The following is a 19,602-nucleotide window of genomic DNA, read 5'->3' as shown; positions in this document are numbered from 1 at the left end:
GAGTCAGAGGCTCCAGGTGAGGGGGAGGGTGTCCAGGCCCAGGACGAGGCTGGCGTGCTCGGTCGGGTGGGCACCGGCGGGCACGCGGTAATGCGGGATGCGGCGGTGCCACTCCTCCAGGGCGACGCGCAGTTCCAGGCGGGCCAGGTGGGAGCCGAGGCAGCGGTGCGGTCCGGCGCCGAAGGCGATGTGCCGGTTGGGCGTGCGCTCGAAGTCGACGGTCCGCGGGTCGGGGAACACGCGGGGATCGCGGTTGGCCATTGCGAGCGGCAGCATGACCATGTCGCCCGCGCCCATGGGGCAGCCGTGGGACACGGCGTCCGTGACGCGCTTGCGGGCGGGCAGCACCAGGGAGTAGGCGCGCAGCAGCTCCTCGACGGCGTCGGGGACGATGCCGGGTTCCGCCGTGATCCGGGCCCGGTCGGCGTCATGGCGGGCGAGGTGCCAGAACGAGTACGAGAGTTGCGCGGCGACGGTGTCGAGCCCGGCGAGGAACAGCAGGGTGCACAGCTGCAGCAGCTCGTCGTCGGTGACGGGCCGGCCGTCCGGCTCGAACGCGAGCGCGGCGCTGACGACGTCGTCGCGCGGGTCCCGCCGCCGCTCGGCGATCAGCTCCTGGAACAGCGCCGCCACGCTGCCCATGGCCTCGGCGCGCCCGCCCTCCGCCGGAGGCGCGTGCAGGATCGCGTACTCCCACCGCAGGAACTCCTCCAGCCGGTCGACCGGCAGCCCCATGAACTCGAGGAAGACGGCCGTCGGGTAGCGGCGGGCGAAGTCCGTGACGAAGTCGCACTCCCCCCGGCCGGCCAGCGCGTCGATCAGCTCGCCGCACCGCCGCCGGACGCCGTCCTCCATCGCGGCGGCGCGGGCCGGGCCGAACAGCGGGCGCAGCAGCCGCCGCCAGGTGGTGTGCTCGGGCGGGTCCAGCATGACCGGGATCCACCGGTAGGACGGGTCCGGATCGCTGACGGCGATGGCCCGGCTGGAGTGCGACGCGGTGTCCTGGTAGGCGGCGAGGATGTCGGCGTACCGGGTCAGCACCCAGAACCCCTGCCGGGCGCCGCTGTGGAAGGCCGGGCAGCGCTCGCGGAGTTCGTCCAGCATCGCGTGGGTGGTCCCGGCCGGGCGGGGCTCGCCGAACGGGTCGAAGTCGATCCGAGGATGGCTCATGGCACTCCCGCTCGCCGCGCGCGGCCCGGCGGCCGCACGTGGGCGATCATAGGTTCCGCGGGCGCATCCGGCTGGGATCCCCCTTTTCGGATGCGCTCAAATCCCGGGGCACCTCGGCCGTCATCGGAAGCGCTCGCCGAGCCACGCCGCGATCAGGTCGGCGAGGCGGTCGCGCGCGCCGTCCGGCGTGCGGAAGTAGTGGTCGCCGGACAGGTCGTGGCGCTCCTTGTCCTCCGCCGCGAGCGCGCCGTACATCGCGGCGGCGTCGCTGGGGAACACGCCGGTGTCGGCGTCGGCGTTGACGACCAGCGACGGGACGGTGACGCGGGCGAGGTGCGGGTGCGCGCGGGCCTGCGAGTCGTCCAGGCTCCACAGGTTCAGCCAGGTGCGCAGCGTGCAGGTGGCGGCGATCCCGAACCCCGACCGGTTCGCGCGCTCCGGCCTCCCCCGGTAGCAGCTGTTCGGGCGCCGGTTCGTCGGCTCGATGGACGGGTCCACCATGCGCGGGTCGGCCCAGGTGCGGAACACGCTGAACGGCCGGTCGTGGTACCCGGCGGCGGACAGCCGGGCCAGCTCGTCCTTCGCCCACGCGGTGATGCGCCGGTTCCGGGCCTCCTGCGCGGTCCGGTACCGGGCGAGGAACCCGGGGCCGTACGGCGGGCCGTTCTCCGGGTCGAACGGATCCAGGGACGGATCGGTCGCGACCGGGTCGGACTCGTCGGTGACCGACGCGTCCATCCAGGACGTGAGCACGTCGGGGCGGCCGAGGTGCGCGGCGACGGAGATGTAGGCGTCGCCGGCGGGCAGGTCGTCGACGCCGGCGGCGAGGCGCAGGCCCGGCAGCGCGGTGACGTTCGGCTCGGCGGCCTGCGACTGGTACGCGGCCATCAGCGAGCCGCCGCCGGAGTTGCCGAGCAGCACGACGGTCTCGGCGCCCGCGACCTCGCGCAGCCACCGCACACCCACGCCGATGTCGACGAGCGCGTGGTCCAGCAGGAAGTGGCTGTCGTCGCCGCGGAACCGGGTGTTCCAGCCGAGGAACCCGAACCCGCGCTCGGCCAGGTACTCGGCGAGGTAGTGCTCGGAGAAGTCGACCTGGTAGTGCGCCGCGACGAAGGCGATCTTCGGCTCCGTCCCCGCGCGCCGGTGGTAGAGGCCCTGGCAGGGGTGGCCGCCCGCGCCGGCCCGCCCGATCGTCGGGGAGGGGAGGCCCACGAAGGCGCGTTCGATCGTCATGCTGCTCCGTCCTGTCGTGCGGTGCCCCGCTCCGAGACGGGCCGGGCCCGGCCCCCGCCCGCCGCCCCTGTCATGAGGCGGCGCGGAGGGCGTGGGTCTGGAGGATCGCCGCGAAGCGCTCGTCGGCGCGGTCGAGCTGGCGGGTGATGTGCTGCTTGACCGGGGCGTCCAGCGGGGTGTCCGGGCGGTTGACCAGCTCGCGGAGCCGGGGGACGAGCGGCCGGTACTTGCGGGCGAGCTTGCTGACCTTCGGGCCCGTGGTGTGCATCAGCCCGACGCCGTTGTCGGTGAAGTCGGAGACCTTGATGATGCGCGCGGCCGGATGGCGGTCCAGGCTCTCGGCGACGTGGGCGCGGTACTGGGCGTGGACGTCGCCGTCCCGGTCGTAGCGGGGGTTCGTCACCGCGCGGACGAGCCCGGCGACGCGCGGCCCGAACTCCGCCTCCAGCACGTCCAGGGCGGCCCCGCGCGGGTCGTCGTGCCCGTCGCCGGCCAGGTCGGCGGGGTGGTCCTCGACGGAGTCGTGCAGCAGCGCGGCGACGAGGACGTCCACGTCGTCCACCCGGTAGTGGCACATCACGCGCAGCGTGACGCGGAGCAGGTGGTTGACGACGGGCTCGCTGACCCGGCGGTCCTGCCGGTGCAGGTCGCTCGCCAGGGCCAGCGCCGTGCTCAGGCGCCGCCAGTCCGCCTCGGGGAAGCGGAGGATCTCGCGGGAGAACCGGTCGCGGAGGCCGGCCTCGCCGTACACCGCGGTGATCGTGTGGAGCGGAAGGGTCTCGAGAAAGCCGGGCACCGTGCTCCCCTCTCGCGGGAAGGAGTCCCCGGGGCCGGAGTGTGCGATCCGCTCCCGCGTACGAATCGGACGCCAACCGTGATCATCCGGTTCCGCGCTCCGGCACGGATCGCGAGGTGCGCGAGAATCGGCCACTCCCCGACCCGACGCGCCGCCGCCCCGCGAAAGGAAGCGGGTTCCCACTGAGCGAGACACCGCGCTGCCGACGGCGGCGCCGTCCTGCACAGTCCGAAGGTCAGGTCCCTCGTCGCGAAGGAACCGCAGCATGGCCGGCTGGACTCATCGGTACGCGCGCATCAACGGCCTCGACGTCCACTACGTGGAGCAGGGCGAAGGGCCGCTCGTCGTCCTCCTGCACGGGTTCCCGCACCTCTGGTTCAGCTGGCGGCACCAGATCGGGCCGATCGCCGACGCCGGCTTCCGGGTCGTCGCGCCCGACATGCGCGGCATGGGCGGGACGAGCGGCCCGGACGACCCCCGCGAGTACGGCGTCGAGCACATCGTCGGCGACGTCGCCGGCCTCCTCGACCACCTCGGCGCGGAGCGGGCCGTGTTCAGCGGCCTGGACTTCGGCCTGTTCGCCGCCTACGACCTCGCCTACCACCACCCCGAGCGCGTCGCGGCGATCATCGGGCTGGAGAACCCGTTCTTCACGCCGAGCGAGGAGTCACCGCTGACGCTCGCCGCCCGGCAGGCGAAGCGGCACTTCAACCACATCCATTACTTCGCCGAGCGCGGCGCCGCCGACCGCGACCTCGGCGCCGCGCCCCGCGAGTTCCTCCGCAGGCTCTTCTACGCGCTCTCCAGCGGCTACCACTACCTCGACGTCTGGCGGAAGCCGCCCGGGACGACGTACATCGACGCGCTGCCGGAGACGCCGGCGCTCCCGTGGCCGTGGCTGACCGACCTGGAACTGGAGTTCTACGTCGACGCCTACAGCCGCAGCGGGTTCACCGGCGGGCTGAACTGGTACCGGGCGATGGACCTGTCCTGGGAGCACCGGAAGGCGTACAGGGGCCGGAAGAACCCGGCGCCGTTCTTCTTCATCGGCAGCGAGCAGGACGCCGACCTGGAGGGCTGGCACGGCGACGACCCGCTGAGCAGGCTGCACGAGCACCACGAGGACGTCCGCGACGTCCGGATGCTCGAGAGCGCGGGCCACATGATGCAGATGGAGAGACCCGAGGAGACGACCGCGACCATGCTGGAATTCCTCGCGAGGAGCGGCGAATGGGCCTGACCGCAGACCGGGTGGCGGTGGTCACCGGCGCGAGCCGCGGCGCCGGGAAGGGCATCGCGCTGGCCCTCGGCGAGACCGGGGCGACCGTCTACGTGACCGGGCGCACCCGCGCCGACGGCGACGCGGACCTGCCGGGCAGCGTGTACGCGACCGCCGAGGAGATCGGCGAGCGCGGCGGCACCGGGGTCCCGGTGATCTGCGACCACTCCGACGACGACCAGGTCAGGGCCCTGTTCGAGCAGGTCGGGCGGGAGCGCGGCGGGCTGGACGTCCTCGTGAACAACGCGTTCACGATCCCGGACGGCCTGACCCGCAAGGGCCCGTTCTGGGAGAAGCCGCTGGCGCTGCAGAGCATGCTGGACGTGGGGATGCGGTCGGCCTACGTCGCGACGTACTACGCGGCGCCGCTGCTGATCCGCGGTGACGGCGGGCTCGTCGTCAACACGTCGTCGTTCGGCGGACGCTGCTACATGCACGGCCCCGCCTACGGCGCCGGAAAGGCCGCCGTGGACAAGATGGCCCACGACATGGCGGTCGATTTCCGCCCCTACAACGTCGCCGTCGTCTCGCTGTGGATGGGGCTGCTCAAGACCGAGCGGAACAGGGCCCTCTTCGACGGCGTCCCGGACAAGTACGCCTCGTTCGCCGCCGGAGCGGAGTCGCCGGAGTTCAGCGGCCGGGTCATCGACGCGCTCGCCCGGTCCCCGGAGCCGATGAAGTGGACGGGACAGGTCCTGATCGGCGCGGAACTCGGTGAGCAGCTCGGCGTCACCGACGTCGACGGGAGCCGGCCGCGCTCGCACCGCGCGATGCTCGGCGACCCGCCGACCTACAACCCGGCCGTCGTCCAGTAGCGGCGGGCACGGCTTCCCCGGCGGGTCACCGGTCCTTGCGGGGGACGTAGAGGCGGATGTCGTCGATGACCGCCTCGCCCTCGTAGTAGTTCAGGTGCGGGTCGCCGATGACGAACGAGTCGGGGTACGCCGAGCCCTTCGGCCAGGTGTGCCGGGTGACCCACGTCCCGTGCGGGCCCTTGTGGACGAGCCTGCGGTCGAAGCGGCCGTCGTACTCGCCGGGCGTCTGGTTGTAGTGCCAGATCGGGCGGCCGTGCTCGACGAAGTCGTGGTGGACGCGCAGCGTCGCCTGCCCGATGAACCGGAACGGGCCGCTCATCTCCAGCGTGTACCCGGTGTCGTCGCGCTCCACGGCGAACCGGTAGGACGCCTTCGGCAGGAGCTGCGGCTGGAGCTCCGCGCTGGTCAGGTGCCCCTCGAACCGCTTGCCGGGCCCGTAGTGCTTGTCCAGGGACGCGTTCCCGCAGGCGGTCTTGGCGTAGTACTCGGTGCTGATGTTGTTGTCGGGGCCGCCGATGAACTTGTCGCCGCGCGCGAACAGGGCGTTCACGCCGTTGAAGGTGCCGTCGAACGTCCGGTACATCTTGCGGGTCTTCGGGTTGCAGGTCGCGGCGTGCTTCCAGCGGGGAAGGTCGCTGTAGTAGCCGTCCATGATGACCTTGCGCCGGAAGTGGATGTCCGGGTTGCCGTGCGGCGCGGGCGTCGCGTAGTCGAGGATCGTCATGTAGTAGAAGCCGTTCTCCCGCGTCACGTCGTGGTACTGGCAGCGCGACTTGCCGGGGAGCGCGCCGGTGAACGTCCACGGGAAGCGGGTCTTGCACGGCTCCTTCGTGTAGCCGTTGTGCCGGCCGTCGTAGTCGAACGTGCCGTTCCGCTTCCCGCCGAAGTCGATGCCGCGCAGCGTCATCTCGACGCGGTAGTGCCGGGGCAGCGGGCGGGTCGGCCGGATCAGCACGCCCGCGTCCCAGCTCGGCTCGGAGAGCCGCGCGGCCCGCTGCCCGCCGGGTAGCGTGACCGTGGACAGGCCGGGGCGGGAGTCGGGGCGGCCGTCGTGGTCCTTGTCGACGGCGGCGACCTCGGCGGTCAGCCACCCCTTCCGGCCGAACGCGACGCGCTTGCGGTACACGTTCAGCGTGGCCATCTGCTTCTTGAACAGCGGGCCGCTCATCCTCGTCCACGCCTCGCCGTCGTCGTCGAACGCGTCGACGTTCCACGGGCTGCGCTTTCCCTGCGGGTCCAGCCGCCACGGCGCGCCGTCGACGCGCAGGGGCCGGTCGAAGTCCTCGGCGTCCAGCAGGACCCAGCGTCCCTTGCCGGACGCGTTCGCGCCGGTCCCGTTCCCGGACGCGTTCCCGGCGGGCGCGGGCCACGCCACGGAGGCGGTCGTCATGGCGGTCGCCCCGGCGGCGGCGATCGCGGCCTTCCAGCTTCTCTTCACGGCGTGACTCCTCGGCTGCCCGGACCAGGGGGCGCTGTGCCCCTCCGGTGGTCAATCAGAGAGCCCGGCCCCCGTGGACGTGCCGCCCGACATGCGGTGTTGCCCCTTTCTTGGCCCGGCCCTGCGCCGCGCCTTGGGCTCTCCTGAAGAAGCCGTGGATTTTTGGTTATCGCCCGTCCCGCACGGGGTCCGCTGCGTGTTCGCACAGCCCCGACGAGAGAAGGATGTGGCATCGCCATGAGCTACCCCCCTGCCCGCGGCACCGGACGGCCGCGTCCCGCGAGGCCGCGCCCCGGACGGCCGCGCAGGGCGTCCCGCCGCGTCGCCGTCTGGACGGCGGCGGGCGCCGCGGGCCTGCTGGTGATCGGCGGCGTCGCCGGGACGGCCGCCGGCGCGTTCGGGGGCGGCGCGGACGGCGCGCCCACCGCGAGCGGCTCGTCGTTCTCCCCGAGCGCCGCGCCGACGGGTCCGGTCGCCGACGCGCCGCGGACGGCGCCGAGCCGCACGCCGCAGCCGAAGCACAGGAAGGCCAGGGCGTCGCACAGGCCGGCGCCGCGCGCGACGAGCCACCGTCCCACCACGAAGGCGCCCGCGAAGGCGCCCGCGAAGCCGAAGGCCCCGGCCGCGCCCGCCGGCGGGACCGCCGGACGGTACGCCTCGCAGGTCGTCGCGCTGGTCAACGCCGAGCGCGCCAAGCACGGCTGCCGCGCCCTGACCGTCAACAGCAAGCTGGCGCGGGCCGCGCAGGGGCATTCGGCCGACATGCACGCCCGCAACTTCTTCGACCACACCAACCCCGACGGCAAGGACCCGGGTGACCGCATCACCGCCGCGGGCTACCGCTGGTCCTCCTACGGCGAGAACATCGCGAAGGGCCAGCCGACCCCCGCGAGCGTGATGGACGCGTGGATGAACAGCTCCGGCCACCGCGCGAACATCCTGAACTGCGGGTTCAAGGAGATCGGCGTCGGCGTGGTGCTGAGCGGCGGCCCGTACTGGACGCAGGACTTCGGCACGAGCCGCTGACCGCGCGGGACGGCTCAGGCGGGGGTGGCGAAGTCCTGGGTCCACCAGGGGCCGCCGGACCCCCGCACGACGCCCACCCCGATCATCGTCAGGCGGCAGTTCAGGATGTTGGCCCGGTGGCCGGAGCTGTTCATCCAGGCCGTCACGACGGCGGGCGGGGACGCCTGGCCCTGCGCGATGTTCTCCGCCCACGCGCTCCAGCGGAAGCCGGCGGCGGTGATCCGGGCGCCCGGGTCGTCGCCGTCCGCGCCGCGGTGGTCGAGGACGTGCCGGGACGCCATGTCCTCGGTGTGCGCCTGCGCGGCCTTGTGCAGGGCGGGCGAGACGCGCAGCGGGCGGCATCCGGCCTTGGCCCGGTTCCGGTTGACCAGCGCGACGACCTGCTGCTCGACGGTCTGTTCCGCGGTCTTCGACGGCCGCGGCGGCGCGATGTGCTCCTTGACGGACGTGGCGCCGGGACGCGGCGCCGGGGTGCGCGACGGGGTCCGGTGCGCGGCGGCCGGCGGGTCGTCGCGGGGCGGCGGTTCGGCGGGCGAGCCGCCCCGCGTGCCCCAGAAGACCACCGCCGCGCCCGCGACGCCGACGGCCGCGGCGCCCGCCACCCACTTGGCCGCCGCGAGACCGGCGCCCTTCCCCGCACCCGCCGTGCCCGCCGTGCCCGCCGTGCCCGCGCCCGACGCGGCGCCTGCGGCCGTCGGCGTCGACGTGGCCGTCAGCGCCGCCGGGAGCGCGTGCAGCGGATGCGCGGCGGGCAGCGGCACCATGACCAGGCCCGCGAGCAGCGCCTCCGGCGGGAGCAGGTCCCGCTGCCGGGAGCCGCAGTCCCGGCAGCCGCGGACGTGCTTGGCGACGCGCTTGCGCCACAGCGGGGACGGCCGCCCGTCCCACCGCGCGAGCACCGGGACGAGCGCCTCGCAGCGCCGCTCCGCCCCCACGACCCGCACGACGGCGCGGCACGTCGCGAGCTGCTTCTTCATCCGCTGCACCCGGACCGCCGCGTGCGCCGCCGACACGCCCAGCGCGTCGGCCAGCTCGCTCCGGGTGAGGTGGCCCGACGCCTCCAGCCACCACAGGCCGAGCAACTCGCGCTCCCCCGCGTCGAGCCAGCGGGTCGCTTCGGCGATCTCGCGGCGCTGCCCGGACAGCTCCAGCCGCAGGACGGCCGCCTCGGCGAAGTCGGCCTCGGACGCGGCGACCCGCGCGATGGCGTCGGGGTCCATGGGCGTCCCGCGCTGCAGCGACGTCCAGCGGCGGCGCACCTGGTTCATCGCGATCGACACGAGCCAGGAGCGGAACCGTCCCGGCTCGCGCAGCCCGTGCAGCCCGCCGAGCGCGCGCAGCACCGAGTCCTGGACGACGTCGTCCACGTCGGCGTGGCCGTCGAGGGCCCAGCCGACCACGTTGTACAGCAGCGGCAGGTGCTCGGCGACCAGCCGCTCCCTGGCCTCGGGGTCGCCGTCCTGCGCCGCCCGGACCAGCAGGTCCACGTCCTCGCCCACGCGCGTCACCGTCCCTCCAGCGGATCGCCCCCGACCCCCTGGAGACCTCCTGGACCACCGCAGATAACAACAAGCACACCATCTCCGGCAAGTCCCCCTCCCCCGGTACGGCGCCGGGCGCCCCGGAGGTTCCGCTCCCGCCCCGTCCCGGGGGCCGGGTTGGTAGCGTCGGCGAGCGTGCGGGATCGGTATGCGGCGGTGTTGCCGTCCTGGTGGCGAGCGGTGTCCGGGGCGTGCGCGCTCGGCGCGGCGGGAGCCGTCCCGTTCGTGGACGCGGGCTGGCCCGCGCGGGGCGCCGTCGTCGCGCTGCTCCTCGTCCAGGGGACGGCTGCGGGATGGCTGATGCGCGACCGCCCCGGGGCCGCGCTCGCGGTGACGGCCGCCGCGGGCGCCGGGATCCAGGCGCTCGCGCCGGAGGTGGGGCCCGGCATCCTCTTCGTGGTGCTGTGCGCGTTCGCGTGGCTGCGTCCCGCGCGCACCTCGTTGTGGGGCATGGGCGCCGCCGGCGCCGCGACCGCCGCCGTCGCGGCGGCGCAGGGCCGGATGGTCGTCGTGTGGCCCGTCGCCGCCCTGCTCGCCTGGAGCTGGGGCGCGCTCGGACGCGCGGAAGCGGCGCGCCGGCACGCCGAGGCGCGGCGCGCGGCCGTGGAGGAGCGGGCGCGCATCGGGCGGGAACTGCACGACGTCCTCTCCCACACCGTGTCCGTCATGGTCGTGCAGGCCGCCGCCGCGGACGACGTGTTCGACGCGAACCCCGGGCTCGCGCGGCGGGCCGTCCGGAACCTGGAGGCCGAGGGGCGGCAGGCGCTCGCGGAGCTGCGGCACTTCCTGCGGTCCGTCCGGGACGCCGACGGCGGTGAGGCGGACGGATCCGTCCCCGGCCTGGGAGACTTGGACCGGCTCGCCGCCTCCGTCACCGGCGCCGGGCTGCGGGTGCGGATCCAGCGGGAGGGGATGGCGGGCGTGCGGGTTCCGTCCGGTGCGGGCCTCGCGGTCTACCGGATCGTCCAGGAGGCGCTGACGAACGCGCTGCGGCACGCCCGCGCGGGCCGCGCCGACGTGGTGCTGCGGTACGCGGACGGGCGCCTCGACGTCGACGTCCGCGACGACGGCCCCGGCGCCCTCACGGCTCCCGGCAGCACGGCTTCGGGGGGCACGGGTCTCGCCGGGAGCGGGCAGGGCATCGCCGGGATGCGGGAGCGCGCCCTGCTGCTCGGCGGCACGTTCGAGGCGGGCCCCGACCCGGACGGCGGGTTCCGGGTGCGGGCGTCGCTGCCGGTCGGGGAGGCCACGTGACGATCCGCGTGCTGGTCGCCGACGACCAGGACCTCGTCCGGGCCGGGTTCAGCATGATCATCGAGGCGCGGGACGACCTCACGGTCGTCGGCGAGGCCGGGGACGGCGAGTCCGCCGTCCGCGCGGCCGAGCGGCTCCGTCCCGACGTCGTGCTGATGGACGTCCGGATGCCCGGCGTCGACGGCATCGACGCCACCCGGCGGATCACCGCGTCCGACGACCCGCCCAAGGTGATCATCCTGACGACGTTCGACCTGGACGAGCCGCTCTACGCGGCGCTGCGGGCGGGCGCCGCCGGGTTCCTGCTCAAGGACGTCCGGCCGGACGAGCTGGCCGAGGCGGTCCGGGTCGTGGCGCGCGGCGACGCGCTGCTCGCGCCGTCGGTGACCCGGCGGCTGCTCGACCGGTTCACCGCGACCGAGCCGCGCGCGCCCGTCCGGCCGGAGGCGCTCGCCGAGCTGACCGACCGCGAGATGCAGACGCTGGAGCTCGTCGCGCGGGCCGCGTCCAACGCCGAGATCGCCGCGCGGCTCGTCGTCACCGAGGCGACGGTGAAGACGCACGTGTCGAGCATCCTGCGCAAACTCGGCCTGCGGGACCGCGTGCAGGCGGTCGTCCTCGCCTACGACCTCGGCCTGGTCCGCCCCCGCCCCTCCGCTTAGGACCCCGCGTCCCGGCGCGGTCCTCCGACGAAAGTCGCAGGGCGGAGACCGATCCTTCGTTGGAAGCGCCCCGGGCCGCGCGTTCCTAGCGTTGGCGGCATGACGAAGCGGCGTTCGGGGACGTCCCCGCGTTCGGCGACGGCCCCGCGGTCGCGGCGGGCGGCCTGGACCCTGGTCCTGGTCGCGCCCGCCGTCGCCGAACTCACCCTCGGCACCGTCCCGGTCCGGATGATCTGGCTGGTGCTGCTCTACGTGCCCGTCTACGGCGCCGGGGTGCTGCTGATCCGGGAGCTGGTCCGCCGCCTCGGGGGCGGGCGGAGCAGCATCCTGGCGATGGGCCTGGTGTACGGGCTGGTCGAGGAGGGGCTGGCGCTGCAGAGCCTGACCAGCCCGCATCTGTACGGGGCGGCGGGCTGGGGGCCGCGCCCCTTCGGCGTCAACGCCCCGTACGCGGAGCTGAACCTGCCGTACCACGCGGTGTTCAGCGTCCTCGTCCCGATCGCGCTCGTGGAGCTGGTGTTCCGCCGCCACGGCCGCGCCGCCTACCTGCGCCGCGGCGGCCTGGCCGTCACCGGTCTCGTCGCGGCCCTCGGGGCGCTGCTGCTCCGCGTCTTGGTCCCGCCGTCCGAGGACCCGCACTACTCGCTGCCCGGCGGGGCCGCGCTGACCATCCTCGCGCTGTGCGCGGCGCTGACCGTCCTGGCGCTGGGCGTCCTGCCCCGCCTCCCCCGCCCGCCCTCGCGGGGCGCGCCGCCCGCGCCCCGGGTGCTCGGCGTCATCTGCGGCGTCGCCTCGTTCGGGTACCTCGCCCTGCTGTTCCCTTTCGCCGGCGCCGACCACTCCGCCTTCGTCCCGCGGGCGTGGGCGCCCGTCCCGATGGCCGCCGCCGCGCTCCTCGCCGCCGCGACCGCCGTCCCCCTGCTCCGGACGGGCGGCTGGACGGACCGCCACCGCCTCGCGGCGATCTCCGGCGCTCTCGTCGGGCACACCGCGTTCGGGCTGGTCGCGAACACGGGGAGCGTCCCCGACGCCCTCGGGCTGACCGTCATCGCCGCCGCGATGGTCTCCCTGCTCGCCGCCCTCGGCCGCCGCCTCGCCGCACCCGGACCGGCCGGCCCGGTTCACACCACCCGGGAGACCCGGTAGGCGATCCCGCCCTCGACGAGGTAGCCCGTCCCCACGCAGACGGCGTCGTTCAGCCACGCGTACCGCTCGGCGCCCGTCTCGAAGAGCGGGTTCGTCCTGAAGTAGTAGCGGGACGGGTCGACGCGGTGCCTCGTGGCGGTGTCGGCCATCTCCTCGCGCAGCTCCGGCGGGGTGGTGTAGCGGCCGCCGTAGGTCATGTGCACGAGGGCTCCGTCGTCGGTGCGCAGCGCGAGCCGGACGTCCAGGCACATCGTCCCGCCGGGACGGAACACCGCCCAGTCACCGCCGCCCGGCAGCACCTCGCCGCGCAGGTCAGGTCCCGCGAACGCGCCGCCGGCGGCGCCGAACAGGACGCGCCGCCCGGCCGGTCCCCGGCCGAAGTCCAGCGGCGGGGCCAGGTCGACCACGATGTCGAACAGGAGCTCCGTCCGGATCTCCCCGACGTCCCTCACACGCGGGTCCGCGAGCATGCGCCATCACCTTTCCCGGTCGCGGAACAGGCGGCGCCGGACGGCGTCGGCCGAGACGCCCGACTGCGCGCACAGTTCCGCCAGGTCGAAGAAGAAGTACTCGCCGGCGATCAGATCGTCCTTGAACGCGAACCGGATGAACACCGGCAGCTCGGCGCGGCGTCCGCTGGGCTCGACGCCGAACCGGGTGCCGGTCAGGGTCATCCGGGCCGTACCCCAGCAGACCAGGGCGTCGCGGTTCGCGGCGTGTCCCTGCAAGGCGACGTCGTAGTCCGGGAAGGAGGCGAAGAACCGGCGCAGCGCCGTCACGTTCTCCGCCGGGCCGCGCGCGGTCGTCCCGAGGGCCGGGCTCTCCAGCACCATCTCCGGGTGCAGCAGCGCCATGGCCGCGGGCACGTCCCGGCGGCTCTTGGCGGCGGCCAGCGCCTCCGCCAACTCGACCATGCGATCGGGGTCCATGCCCGCTCCTCTCCCGCCGACGAGAAAACAATACGATCGATCGTACGTATAGACAAGGTGTCTGGCACGATGGACCCGATGAGCGAGGACGATCTCCCGGCCGACGGCCGGCTGCTGCGCGGCGCGCGGACCCGGCGGGCCGTCACCCGGCACGCCGTCGACGTCGCCTCGGCCGAGGGGCTCAACGGCCTCAGCCTCGGCCGCCTCGCCACCGACCTGCGGATGAGCAAGAGCGGCATCCAGACCCTGTTCCGGACCAAGGAGAACCTGCACCTCGCCACCGTCGACGCGGCCCGCGAACTGTTCGTCGACGCGGTCGTGCGCCCCGCGCAGGCCGCCCCGCCGGGCGCGGCGCGGCTGCGCGCGCTGGTCGCGAACTGGATCGACTACGCCGAGAAGCCGCTGTTCACCGGCGGCTGCTTCTGGGCGGCGAACCTCCCCGACTTCGACGGCCGGCCCGGCCCCGTCCGGGACGCCCTGGCCCGCCAGCACCGGGACTGGCTGTCCCTCCTCGCCGCCGAGTACCGCCGCGCGGCGGCGGCCGGCGAGATCGCGCCGCTCGACGCCGACCTGGCCGCCTTCCAGACCGACGCCGTCCTCACCGCGGCCAACACCGCCCTGCGCCTGGACGAGCCCGGCGCGACGGCCAAGGCCCGCCGCGCCATCGACGGCCTCCTCGCCCGTCCCTGACCCGGCGGACCTCTCCAGGCAGAACCTTCACGTTTCGCGGAACGAACCTGTCCGGATTGTCCGCGAGGCTTGCACCATGACCTCGAACTCCAGCGGAACGCGCGCCGGAACGGCCCGCGAAATCCAGATCACCTTCGACTGCGCCGACCCGGCCGCCCTGGCCGCGTTCTGGGCCGAGGCCCTCGGCTACAAGCTCCAGGACCCGCCCGGGGACTTCCGGACCTGGGACGAGGCCCTCGACGCGATGGGCGTGCCGCCCGAACGCCGCAACGACGCCTCCGCGGTCGTCGACCCCGCCGGGGACGGCCCGCGCCTGTTCTTCCAGCGCGTCCCGGAGCCCAAGCAGGCCAAGAACCGCGTCCACCTCGACGTGCGGGCGGCGCCCGGCCTCACGGGCGACGCGCGGATGGCGGCCCTGGAGGCGGAGGCGGAGCGGCTCGTCTCGCACGGCGCCGCCCGCCTCCAGCGGTTCGAGCCCGCTCCGCCGCTCGGCGCCGGCCACATCATCATGGCCGACCCCGAAGGCAACGAGTTCTGCCTCGACTGACCCGCGCTACCGCACCGCCGCGCGCGGCGCACCCGCGCTCGGCGGCGGTCCTCGACTGGACCAGCGTCGACAGGATCGCCGCCTTCGACGCCTTCGCGTCCGTCCCGCTGATCGGCCGCGTCGGCCTCTACGACCGGGAGCGGTACGCCGGCCCGGCGGTGGAGAAGCTCGCCGCGTTCTTCACCGCCGCGCTCGCCGAGGCTCCGGCGCGGGCCGCCCAGCGCCGGCGGGTCGTCAGCGGACGACGTCGAACACGTTCTTCTGGATGCCGTTCGCGTACGCCTCGTACTCGACGAGCTTCAGCTTCTGCGCGTCCTTGTCGGTCTCGCTGAACAGCCGCTTGCCCGCACCGAGCAGCAGCGGGAAGACGAGCAGGTTGTAGCGGTCGATGAGGCCCGCGTCGGACAGGCCCCGGTTCAGGGTGGCGCTGCCGTGGATGATGATCGGCCCGCCGTCGGTCTCCTTCAGCGCGGCGACCTCGTCGAGCGAGCGCAGGATCGTGGTCTCGCCCCAGTCCGAGACGAGGTCGCCGTCGGTCAGGGTGGTGGAGACGACGTACTTCGGCATCACCTTGTAGTCGGCGAACTCCGCCATGCCCGGCCAGACGGGGCTGAACGCCTCGTAGCTGACCCGGCCCATCATCATCGCGGCGGCCTCCTTCTGCTCCCGGCCCTTGAGCTCGTACGCCTCCGGGAGAAACTCGACGTCCTTGAAGGTCCATCCGGAGTTGCGGTAGCCCGGCTCGCCGCCGGGTCCCTCGACGACGCCGTCGAGCGAGACGAAGGCGGTGCTGATCAGAGTGCGCATCTGGGATCTCCCGAGCATCTCGTGGCGGTTCTCATAGGGCGGGATCATGTCCGCCCTGGGGCCGTTCGCCCCACCTTGGCAGACCGTCCATCCGTCCAGAACTCATCGCCGCCGAAGACCACTTCCGGCCGCCCGCACCCCTGAGATACGACGAGCCGTCCGACGCTCCGCCCTCGGGATGGTCGGCTACGCGGACCCCGGCGCCGCGCTCTTCAGGACGTCCAGCGCGTCCGCCCTCACGATGACGGCCTTACCCGGCACGCCCCGCCCCAGACCGCGCGCCTTGAGGATCTTCACCGCCTCCGTCGCGGTGCGCGGGGAGACGTCGCACTCCGCGGCCAGCTCGGCGCCGGAGGGAATGGCCGTCCTGGGCGGGTAGGTCCCGTCCGCGATACGCGCAGCGACCAGGTCCGCCAACTGCACCCGCAGCGGCGCTTACCCGGCGGACCCGCCGCCGTCGCCGTCTGGGCCTTCGGCGGGGGCCTGGACGAACGTTCCTCTGCCGGGTGTCGTCTTCACCACGCCGCGCCGCGTGAGTTCCTGGACGGCGTGCGCGGCCGTCGCATGAGCCACGCCGAATTCCTGAGCGATCGTGCGGACGCTCGGCAGACGCCGCCCGATGGAACCCGCCGCGATACGCGCCTCCAGGAGGTCGGCGATCTGGACGTAAAGCGGGTCGGGACCATCCATGTCGATGCTCACGCGTCCACGGTAGAACGGCATCGGACGAGCTAGAACGGTAGATACGGCCCGACCGGACTAGCACGGACTAGAACACTATGGAACGCTGGGGCCGGAAACGAAGAACGGCCCGCCCGGCGTTCGCACCGCCGAACGGGCCTAGGACCGGACGCCCCAGGAGGCGAACGACCCATGACACCCGATGCTAGGGCGCGGCTTGAGGCGCTCGGGACCGTTCTGCGCGCGCACGGGCTGAGCGCGTGGTTCACGCCGGACGGCCTCCATGTCGAGAACCCGGGCGCGGACGGCTGCTGCAACGTCCACCCCTGCCTCGTCATGACCGTGGAACCTCGCGCGGAGGACGCGGGGCGGCCGTGGTTCTGGACGGGGTGGCGCCATCCCGTCGCCGAGGCGGACCGTGTGGCGGACGCCGTCCTCGCGATCAAGGGCCTGCTGGACGGGACGCCGGGAGCGGCCCCGTGACCGCGCTCGTGACGGCGGCGGTCGCGCTCGCCTCGGCGGTGTCGGCGAGCTGGGCCACCGCGCTCACCGTGGGCCGCCGCCCGAGGTACACCGGCAGGCACCGCGCACCGTTCTAGCGTTCGAAGTAGGCGGCGGTCTCCGCGTCGGCCGGGTAGTAGGACTCGATGGCGACCTCGTCGAGGGTGATGTCCTGCGGCGTGCCGAACGTGGTGATGGTCGAGAACAGGCGCAGCTCGCGGCCGCCGTGGCGGACGATCATCTGGATCACGACGTCGGAGTCGGACGGCGGGTCGTCGGGTCCGGGTTCGAGGAGTTCCTCGTAGAGGGCGGCGAGGCCGGGGTCGGGGGCGGCGGCGAGCTGGCGCCGGATCCGCGAGCGGAACACCGCGCGGACGTCGGCCATGTTGACGACCAGGCGGGCGAGCCCGCGCGGGTCGAGGCCGAGCCGCAGCAGGTTGACGGGCGGCCGGAGCAGGTCCGGGTCGACCTCGGCGAGGAACGGCTCCAGGGCGCCGTTGGTCATGACGATGTCCCAGCGGCGGTCGAACGCCAGCGCCGGGTACGGCTCGTGCGCGCGGAGCACCCGTTCGACCGCGTTCCGGGCGGCGGACAGGGCGGTGTCGTCGAGCGGCCGTTCGGCGTACCGGGGCGCGAAGCCGGCCGCGAGCAGCAGCCGGTTCCGGTCGCGCAGCGGCACGTCGAGCTGGTCGGCGAGCCGCAGGACCATGTCGGCGCTCGGGTTGGAGCGGCCCGTCTCGACGAGGCTGACGTGCCGCGCCGACACGTCCGCCGCGATCGCGAGGTCGAGCTGGCTGAGCCGCCGGCGATGCCGCCACTCCCGCAGGAGCTCCCCGACCGTGTGCACGGTTCCCGAGCGTACTCATCGTGGCGCCGGACGCCATGAAATGGGATTTCATCGACAATCCGCAGCCGCCGCGGAAACACTGCGGCCATGACCAACAAGGACATCGTTCAGCAGGCGCTCTCGGAACTGATCGCGACCGGCAGCACGGCCGGGCTCGCGCCGCTGCTCAGCGACGACTTCGTCCACCACAGGCCGGACGCGACCTCCTCGACCAAGACGGAATGGCTGGCCGCCGTGCAGGCGGCGCTCACCCCGCTCGCCGATATGCAGGTCGAGATCCGGCACCTGCTGGCCGACGGGGACCACGTGGTCCTGCACACGCGGCGCCGGCTCCCGGACGGCGGGCCGGAGATCGCGGTCGTCGACATCTGGCGGGTCGACGGCGGCCTGATCAGCGAGGCGTGGGAGATCATCGAGCCGACCGCCCACGCCGCGGCCAACCTCACCTGGTGGGAGCCCGCCGCCCGCTGACCCGCCGGGCGGGGCCGGTGGTCACAGCTCGAACTCGGCGGGCGGCAGGCCGACGGCGAAGCACGCCTCGCGGACGACGGCCTTCTCGGCGTCGTCGAAGTCGCCGTCGGCGCCGCCGATGACGATGCCGATCTGGATGACGGCGCGGGCCTCGCCGGGCTTCTTCTTCACCTTGCCGATGTCCTGGAGGACCGAGACCTTGCCGAAGTCGAAGTCGGCGGTGAGCGCGGCCACGTAGTCGTCGAATCGGCGCTGCAGGTCGTCGGCGGGGAAGTTCCGCAGCACCTCGTTGCCCATGATCAGCGACGCGGTGCGCTGCCGCTCGGCCGGGTCCACGCTGCCGTCGGCCGCCGCGACCAGCGCGCACATCGCCATGCTCGCGTCGCGGAACGCCCCGCTCGTCAGTTCGTTCTTCTTGCTGAGCAGCTGCGCCTGCATCGTCTGGGTCGACTCGCGGAGCCTGTTCCAGAGAGCCATCGCTTCCCTTCCCGTCGCCGTGCGGGCGGTCCGCACCTGCTTCTACAACTGTAGTAATCGGGGGAAGGTTCCCGGGCACGGAACGAGGGCGGGGCCGCGGCCCCGCCCTCGCGTCCGGTGCGTCAGGCCCGCAGGCCGCTCATGTAGTCGGCGAACCGCTCGTCCACCTCGCCGGGAGTGAGGCCGAAGTCCTCCAGCGAATAGCGGTGCGCCGGCTTCGCGGCGCTCGTGGTGCTCTCGCCGTGCAGGCGCGCCATCGCCGTCCGGGCCTCGTCGGTGAACGGCAGCCCGAAGTGCGCGTAGACGCCCTCGACCGTGCCGATCGGGTCGCGGACGAAGTCGTCGTAGTGCACGTCCGCGAACCGGGCCTGGTCGTGCCGGGCCCGCTCGGCGCGGAACGCCTCCAGGCCGCGGCTCCACAGGTCGAGCTGGTCGCGGCCGATCGTCGCGCCGGTGAAGACGTCCGACCAGCCGGCGGTGGCGTGCGCGGCGAGGCTGCACATGGACGCCATGGCGGTGCGCGGCGTCCGGTGCGTCTGGACGATCAGCGCGTCCGGGTAGACCTCCAGCAGCGCGTCGAGGGCGAACAGGTGACTCGGGTTCTTCAGCACCCAGCGGCGGTCGGCGTCGTTCATGCCGATGAGCTGGAGGTTGCGGCGGTGCCGGGCGTAGGCGGGCGTCCAGTCCTGCCCGGCGAGCCAGGACGAGTACGTCGGCAGGTGCGCCAGGCACTCGAACGAGATCGACAGCATGTTCTGCCGGAGGAGCTGCCAGCACTCCTCGACGGAATCCGCCGAGATGTAGTGGACGCCCATGAACTCCGGGTTCTCGACGTGGTGCTTGCGGTACGCGGCGTCGATCGCCTGGAAGAGCGGGTCGTCCGCCCAGGTCTCGCGGGGCGGGCGCGGCTGCGGGATCTCCGCGAGCCACAGGTCGAGGCCCTGGTGGGCGGGGTCGGCGGTGAGCAGCCTGTGCAGCGCCGTCGTGCCGGTGCGGGGCAGCCCGGTGACGAAGATCGGCCGCTCGATCGGCACATCCGCGTACCCGGGGTTTTTCTTCCAGGCGGCCTCGGAGAACTGCCGGGCGGCGAGGGCGCCGCGCAGCATCGCGCGCTGCGCCTTGTTCCCGGCCGGGGTGAGCCCGGCGTCCTTCGCCAGCGAGCCGAGCAGGACCTCCAGCCCGCCGAGGTAGTCGTCGTCACCGAACTCCGTCATGCCGGTGACCCTGCTCGCGGAGGCGTGGAGGTCCTCGACGGACCCCACGCTGTCGCGGCCTGCGCTCATCGCTGT

23 protein-coding genes are annotated in these 19,602 nt (G+C 73.8%); 10 read left to right on the top strand and 13 right to left on the bottom strand.

Annotated features, from left to right (window positions below; genetic code table 11):
• Positions 1–3: 3 nt before the first annotated feature.
• The 3 genes from J4557_RS16385 to J4557_RS16375 all read right to left on the bottom strand — a co-directional run bounded on the left by J4557_RS16385 (position 4) and on the right by J4557_RS16375 (position 3,202).
• Positions 4–1,170, bottom strand: coding sequence for a cytochrome P450 (locus tag J4557_RS16385; RefSeq protein ID WP_208267391.1), 1,167 nt, complete (start codon positions 1,168–1,170; stop codon positions 4–6).
• Positions 1,171–1,290: 120 nt separating this feature from the next.
• The gene (locus J4557_RS16380) at positions 1,291–2,406 is read right to left on the bottom strand and encodes an alpha/beta hydrolase family protein (RefSeq protein WP_208267390.1); all 1,116 of its coding nucleotides are present in this window, start codon (positions 2,404–2,406) and stop codon (positions 1,291–1,293) included.
• Positions 2,407–2,476: 70 nt separating this feature from the next.
• On the bottom strand, positions 2,477–3,202 hold the full coding sequence (locus J4557_RS16375) for an HD domain-containing protein (protein ID WP_208267389.1): 726 nt from the start codon (positions 3,200–3,202) through the stop codon (positions 2,477–2,479).
• 265 nt (positions 3,203–3,467) lie between these two features.
• Here J4557_RS16375 and J4557_RS16370 point away from each other — a divergent pair, with 265 nt between their 5' ends.
• Both J4557_RS16370 and J4557_RS16365 read left to right on the top strand, forming a co-directional pair.
• Positions 3,468–4,442 carry an alpha/beta fold hydrolase gene (locus J4557_RS16370; protein ID WP_208267388.1) on the top strand — a complete coding sequence of 325 codons (975 nt, stop codon included), beginning with the start codon at positions 3,468–3,470 and terminating at the stop codon, positions 4,440–4,442.
• The gene (locus J4557_RS16365) at positions 4,433–5,296 is read left to right on the top strand and encodes an SDR family NAD(P)-dependent oxidoreductase (RefSeq protein WP_208267387.1); all 864 of its coding nucleotides are present in this window, start codon (positions 4,433–4,435) and stop codon (positions 5,294–5,296) included. The genes J4557_RS16370 and J4557_RS16365 overlap by 10 nt, the downstream gene beginning before the upstream one ends.
• Before the next feature lie 25 nt (positions 5,297–5,321).
• Here the strand turns inward: J4557_RS16365 and J4557_RS16360 are convergent, their stop codons facing one another.
• The gene (locus J4557_RS16360) at positions 5,322–6,734 is read right to left on the bottom strand and encodes a hypothetical protein (protein ID WP_208267386.1); all 1,413 of its coding nucleotides are present in this window, start codon (positions 6,732–6,734) and stop codon (positions 5,322–5,324) included.
• A 237-nt stretch (positions 6,735–6,971) separates the two neighbouring features.
• Between J4557_RS16360 and J4557_RS16355 the strand changes: the two genes are divergently transcribed.
• Positions 6,972–7,760 (top strand): CAP domain-containing protein, encoded by a 789-nt coding sequence (locus J4557_RS16355; protein ID WP_208267385.1) that lies wholly within the window; start codon positions 6,972–6,974, stop codon positions 7,758–7,760.
• A gap of 14 nt (positions 7,761–7,774) precedes the next feature.
• On the opposite strand, the gene J4557_RS16350 is transcribed toward J4557_RS16355, so the two are convergent.
• On the bottom strand, positions 7,775–9,259 hold the full coding sequence (locus J4557_RS16350) for a sigma-70 family RNA polymerase sigma factor (protein WP_208267384.1): 1,485 nt from the start codon (positions 9,257–9,259) through the stop codon (positions 7,775–7,777).
• 177 nt (positions 9,260–9,436) lie between these two features.
• Here J4557_RS16350 and J4557_RS49620 point away from each other — a divergent pair, with 177 nt between their 5' ends.
• The 3 genes from J4557_RS49620 to J4557_RS16335 all read left to right on the top strand — a co-directional run bounded on the left by J4557_RS49620 (position 9,437) and on the right by J4557_RS16335 (position 12,363).
• Entirely contained in the window at positions 9,437–10,555 is a 1,119-nt protein-coding gene (locus J4557_RS49620; protein WP_208267383.1) for a sensor histidine kinase, read from the top strand.
• On the top strand, positions 10,552–11,217 hold the full coding sequence (locus J4557_RS16340) for a response regulator (RefSeq protein WP_208267382.1): 666 nt from the start codon (positions 10,552–10,554) through the stop codon (positions 11,215–11,217). Before J4557_RS49620 ends, J4557_RS16340 begins: the two co-directional genes overlap by 4 nt.
• 99 nt (positions 11,218–11,316) lie before the next feature.
• Positions 11,317–12,363, top strand: coding sequence for an AF_0692 family protein (locus tag J4557_RS16335; protein ID WP_208267381.1), 1,047 nt, complete (start codon positions 11,317–11,319; stop codon positions 12,361–12,363).
• Here J4557_RS16335 and J4557_RS16330 read toward each other — a convergent pair.
• Positions 12,339–12,833, bottom strand: coding sequence for a DUF3237 domain-containing protein (locus J4557_RS16330; protein WP_208267380.1), 495 nt, complete (start codon positions 12,831–12,833; stop codon positions 12,339–12,341). The genes J4557_RS16335 and J4557_RS16330 overlap by 25 nt on opposite strands.
• 6 nt (positions 12,834–12,839) lie before the next feature.
• The gene (locus tag J4557_RS16325) at positions 12,840–13,292 is read right to left on the bottom strand and encodes an ester cyclase (protein ID WP_208267379.1); all 453 of its coding nucleotides are present in this window, start codon (positions 13,290–13,292) and stop codon (positions 12,840–12,842) included.
• Positions 13,293–13,370: 78 nt separating this feature from the next.
• Here J4557_RS16325 and J4557_RS16320 point away from each other — a divergent pair, with 78 nt between their 5' ends.
• Both J4557_RS16320 and J4557_RS16315 read left to right on the top strand, forming a co-directional pair.
• Entirely contained in the window at positions 13,371–13,982 is a 612-nt protein-coding gene (locus J4557_RS16320) for a TetR/AcrR family transcriptional regulator (protein ID WP_243775828.1), read from the top strand.
• Between the two features lie 76 nt (positions 13,983–14,058).
• A complete protein-coding gene (locus J4557_RS16315) occupies positions 14,059–14,529 on the top strand; it encodes a VOC family protein (protein WP_208267377.1) in 471 nt (156 codons plus the stop codon).
• Positions 14,530–14,763: 234 nt separating this feature from the next.
• Here J4557_RS16315 and J4557_RS16310 read toward each other — a convergent pair whose 3' ends face one another.
• The 3 genes from J4557_RS16310 to J4557_RS16300 all read right to left on the bottom strand — a co-directional run bounded on the left by J4557_RS16310 (position 14,764) and on the right by J4557_RS16300 (position 16,038).
• Positions 14,764–15,336 carry a dihydrofolate reductase family protein gene (locus J4557_RS16310; RefSeq protein ID WP_208267376.1) on the bottom strand — a complete coding sequence of 191 codons (573 nt, stop codon included), beginning with the start codon at positions 15,334–15,336 and terminating at the stop codon, positions 14,764–14,766.
• 186 nt (positions 15,337–15,522) lie between these two features.
• The gene (locus tag J4557_RS16305; RefSeq protein ID WP_307799862.1) at positions 15,523–15,759 is read right to left on the bottom strand and encodes a GntR family transcriptional regulator; all 237 of its coding nucleotides are present in this window, start codon (positions 15,757–15,759) and stop codon (positions 15,523–15,525) included.
• Between the two features lie 12 nt (positions 15,760–15,771).
• Positions 15,772–16,038: a GntR family transcriptional regulator gene (locus J4557_RS16300; protein WP_307799861.1), complete on the bottom strand. Its 267-nt coding sequence runs from the start codon at positions 16,036–16,038 to the stop codon at positions 15,772–15,774.
• Between the two features lie 171 nt (positions 16,039–16,209).
• On the opposite strand from J4557_RS16300, the gene J4557_RS16295 reads away from it, so the two are divergent.
• Positions 16,210–16,500: a hypothetical protein gene (locus tag J4557_RS16295; protein ID WP_208267374.1), complete on the top strand. Its 291-nt coding sequence runs from the start codon at positions 16,210–16,212 to the stop codon at positions 16,498–16,500.
• A 112-nt stretch (positions 16,501–16,612) separates the two neighbouring features.
• Here the strand turns inward: J4557_RS16295 and J4557_RS16290 are convergent, their stop codons facing one another.
• Positions 16,613–17,365, bottom strand: a complete 753-nt coding sequence (locus J4557_RS16290; protein WP_208267373.1) for a helix-turn-helix domain-containing protein — start codon at positions 17,363–17,365, stop codon at positions 16,613–16,615.
• A gap of 87 nt (positions 17,366–17,452) precedes the next feature.
• Here J4557_RS16290 and J4557_RS16285 point away from each other — a divergent pair, with 87 nt between their 5' ends.
• Positions 17,453–17,836, top strand: a complete 384-nt coding sequence (locus J4557_RS16285; protein WP_208267372.1) for a nuclear transport factor 2 family protein — start codon at positions 17,453–17,455, stop codon at positions 17,834–17,836.
• 21 nt (positions 17,837–17,857) lie between these two features.
• Here J4557_RS16285 and J4557_RS16280 read toward each other — a convergent pair whose 3' ends face one another.
• The gene (locus J4557_RS16280) at positions 17,858–18,313 is read right to left on the bottom strand and encodes a tellurite resistance TerB family protein (RefSeq protein WP_208267371.1); all 456 of its coding nucleotides are present in this window, start codon (positions 18,311–18,313) and stop codon (positions 17,858–17,860) included.
• Between the two features lie 122 nt (positions 18,314–18,435).
• A complete protein-coding gene (locus tag J4557_RS16275; protein WP_208267370.1) occupies positions 18,436–19,596 on the bottom strand; it encodes a sulfotransferase family protein in 1,161 nt (386 codons plus the stop codon).
• Positions 19,597–19,602 lie beyond the last annotated feature (6 nt).

It is taken from the genome of Actinomadura nitritigenes, from assembly GCF_017573545.1.
Taxonomy (GTDB): domain Bacteria; phylum Actinomycetota; class Actinomycetes; order Streptosporangiales; family Streptosporangiaceae; genus Spirillospora; species Spirillospora nitritigenes.
The sequence above is the reverse complement of the archived record's forward strand: the minus strand, read 5'-3'. Positions and strand labels throughout refer to the sequence as shown.

Excerpts from the sequence above, each read along its gene's own strand:
- J4557_RS16315 (WP_208267377.1), top strand. The coding sequence starts at position 14,059 with ATGACCTCGAACTCCAGCGGAACGCGCGCCGGAACGGCCCGCGAAATC.
- J4557_RS16355 (WP_208267385.1), top strand. The coding sequence starts at position 6,972 with ATGAGCTACCCCCCTGCCCGCGGCACCGGACGGCCGCGTCCCGCGAGG.
- J4557_RS16285 (WP_208267372.1), top strand. The coding sequence starts at position 17,453 with ATGACCAACAAGGACATCGTTCAGCAGGCGCTCTCGGAACTGATCGCG.
- J4557_RS16365 (WP_208267387.1), top strand. The coding sequence starts at position 4,433 with ATGGGCCTGACCGCAGACCGGGTGGCGGTGGTCACCGGCGCGAGCCGC.
- J4557_RS16295 (WP_208267374.1), top strand. The coding sequence starts at position 16,210 with ATGACACCCGATGCTAGGGCGCGGCTTGAGGCGCTCGGGACCGTTCTG.
- J4557_RS16330 (WP_208267380.1), bottom strand. The coding sequence starts at position 12,833 with ATGCTCGCGGACCCGCGTGTGAGGGACGTCGGGGAGATCCGGACGGAG.
- J4557_RS16325 (WP_208267379.1), bottom strand. The coding sequence starts at position 13,292 with ATGGACCCCGATCGCATGGTCGAGTTGGCGGAGGCGCTGGCCGCCGCC.
- J4557_RS16280 (WP_208267371.1), bottom strand. The coding sequence starts at position 18,313 with ATGGCTCTCTGGAACAGGCTCCGCGAGTCGACCCAGACGATGCAGGCG.
- J4557_RS16380 (WP_208267390.1), bottom strand. The coding sequence starts at position 2,406 with ATGACGATCGAACGCGCCTTCGTGGGCCTCCCCTCCCCGACGATCGGG.
- J4557_RS16320 (WP_243775828.1), top strand. The coding sequence starts at position 13,371 with ATGAGCGAGGACGATCTCCCGGCCGACGGCCGGCTGCTGCGCGGCGCG.
- J4557_RS16385 (WP_208267391.1), bottom strand. The coding sequence starts at position 1,170 with ATGAGCCATCCTCGGATCGACTTCGACCCGTTCGGCGAGCCCCGCCCG.
- J4557_RS16275 (WP_208267370.1), bottom strand. The coding sequence starts at position 19,596 with ATGAGCGCAGGCCGCGACAGCGTGGGGTCCGTCGAGGACCTCCACGCC.
- J4557_RS16335 (WP_208267381.1), top strand. The coding sequence starts at position 11,317 with ATGACGAAGCGGCGTTCGGGGACGTCCCCGCGTTCGGCGACGGCCCCG.
- J4557_RS16370 (WP_208267388.1), top strand. The coding sequence starts at position 3,468 with ATGGCCGGCTGGACTCATCGGTACGCGCGCATCAACGGCCTCGACGTC.
- J4557_RS16310 (WP_208267376.1), bottom strand. The coding sequence starts at position 15,336 with ATGCGCACTCTGATCAGCACCGCCTTCGTCTCGCTCGACGGCGTCGTC.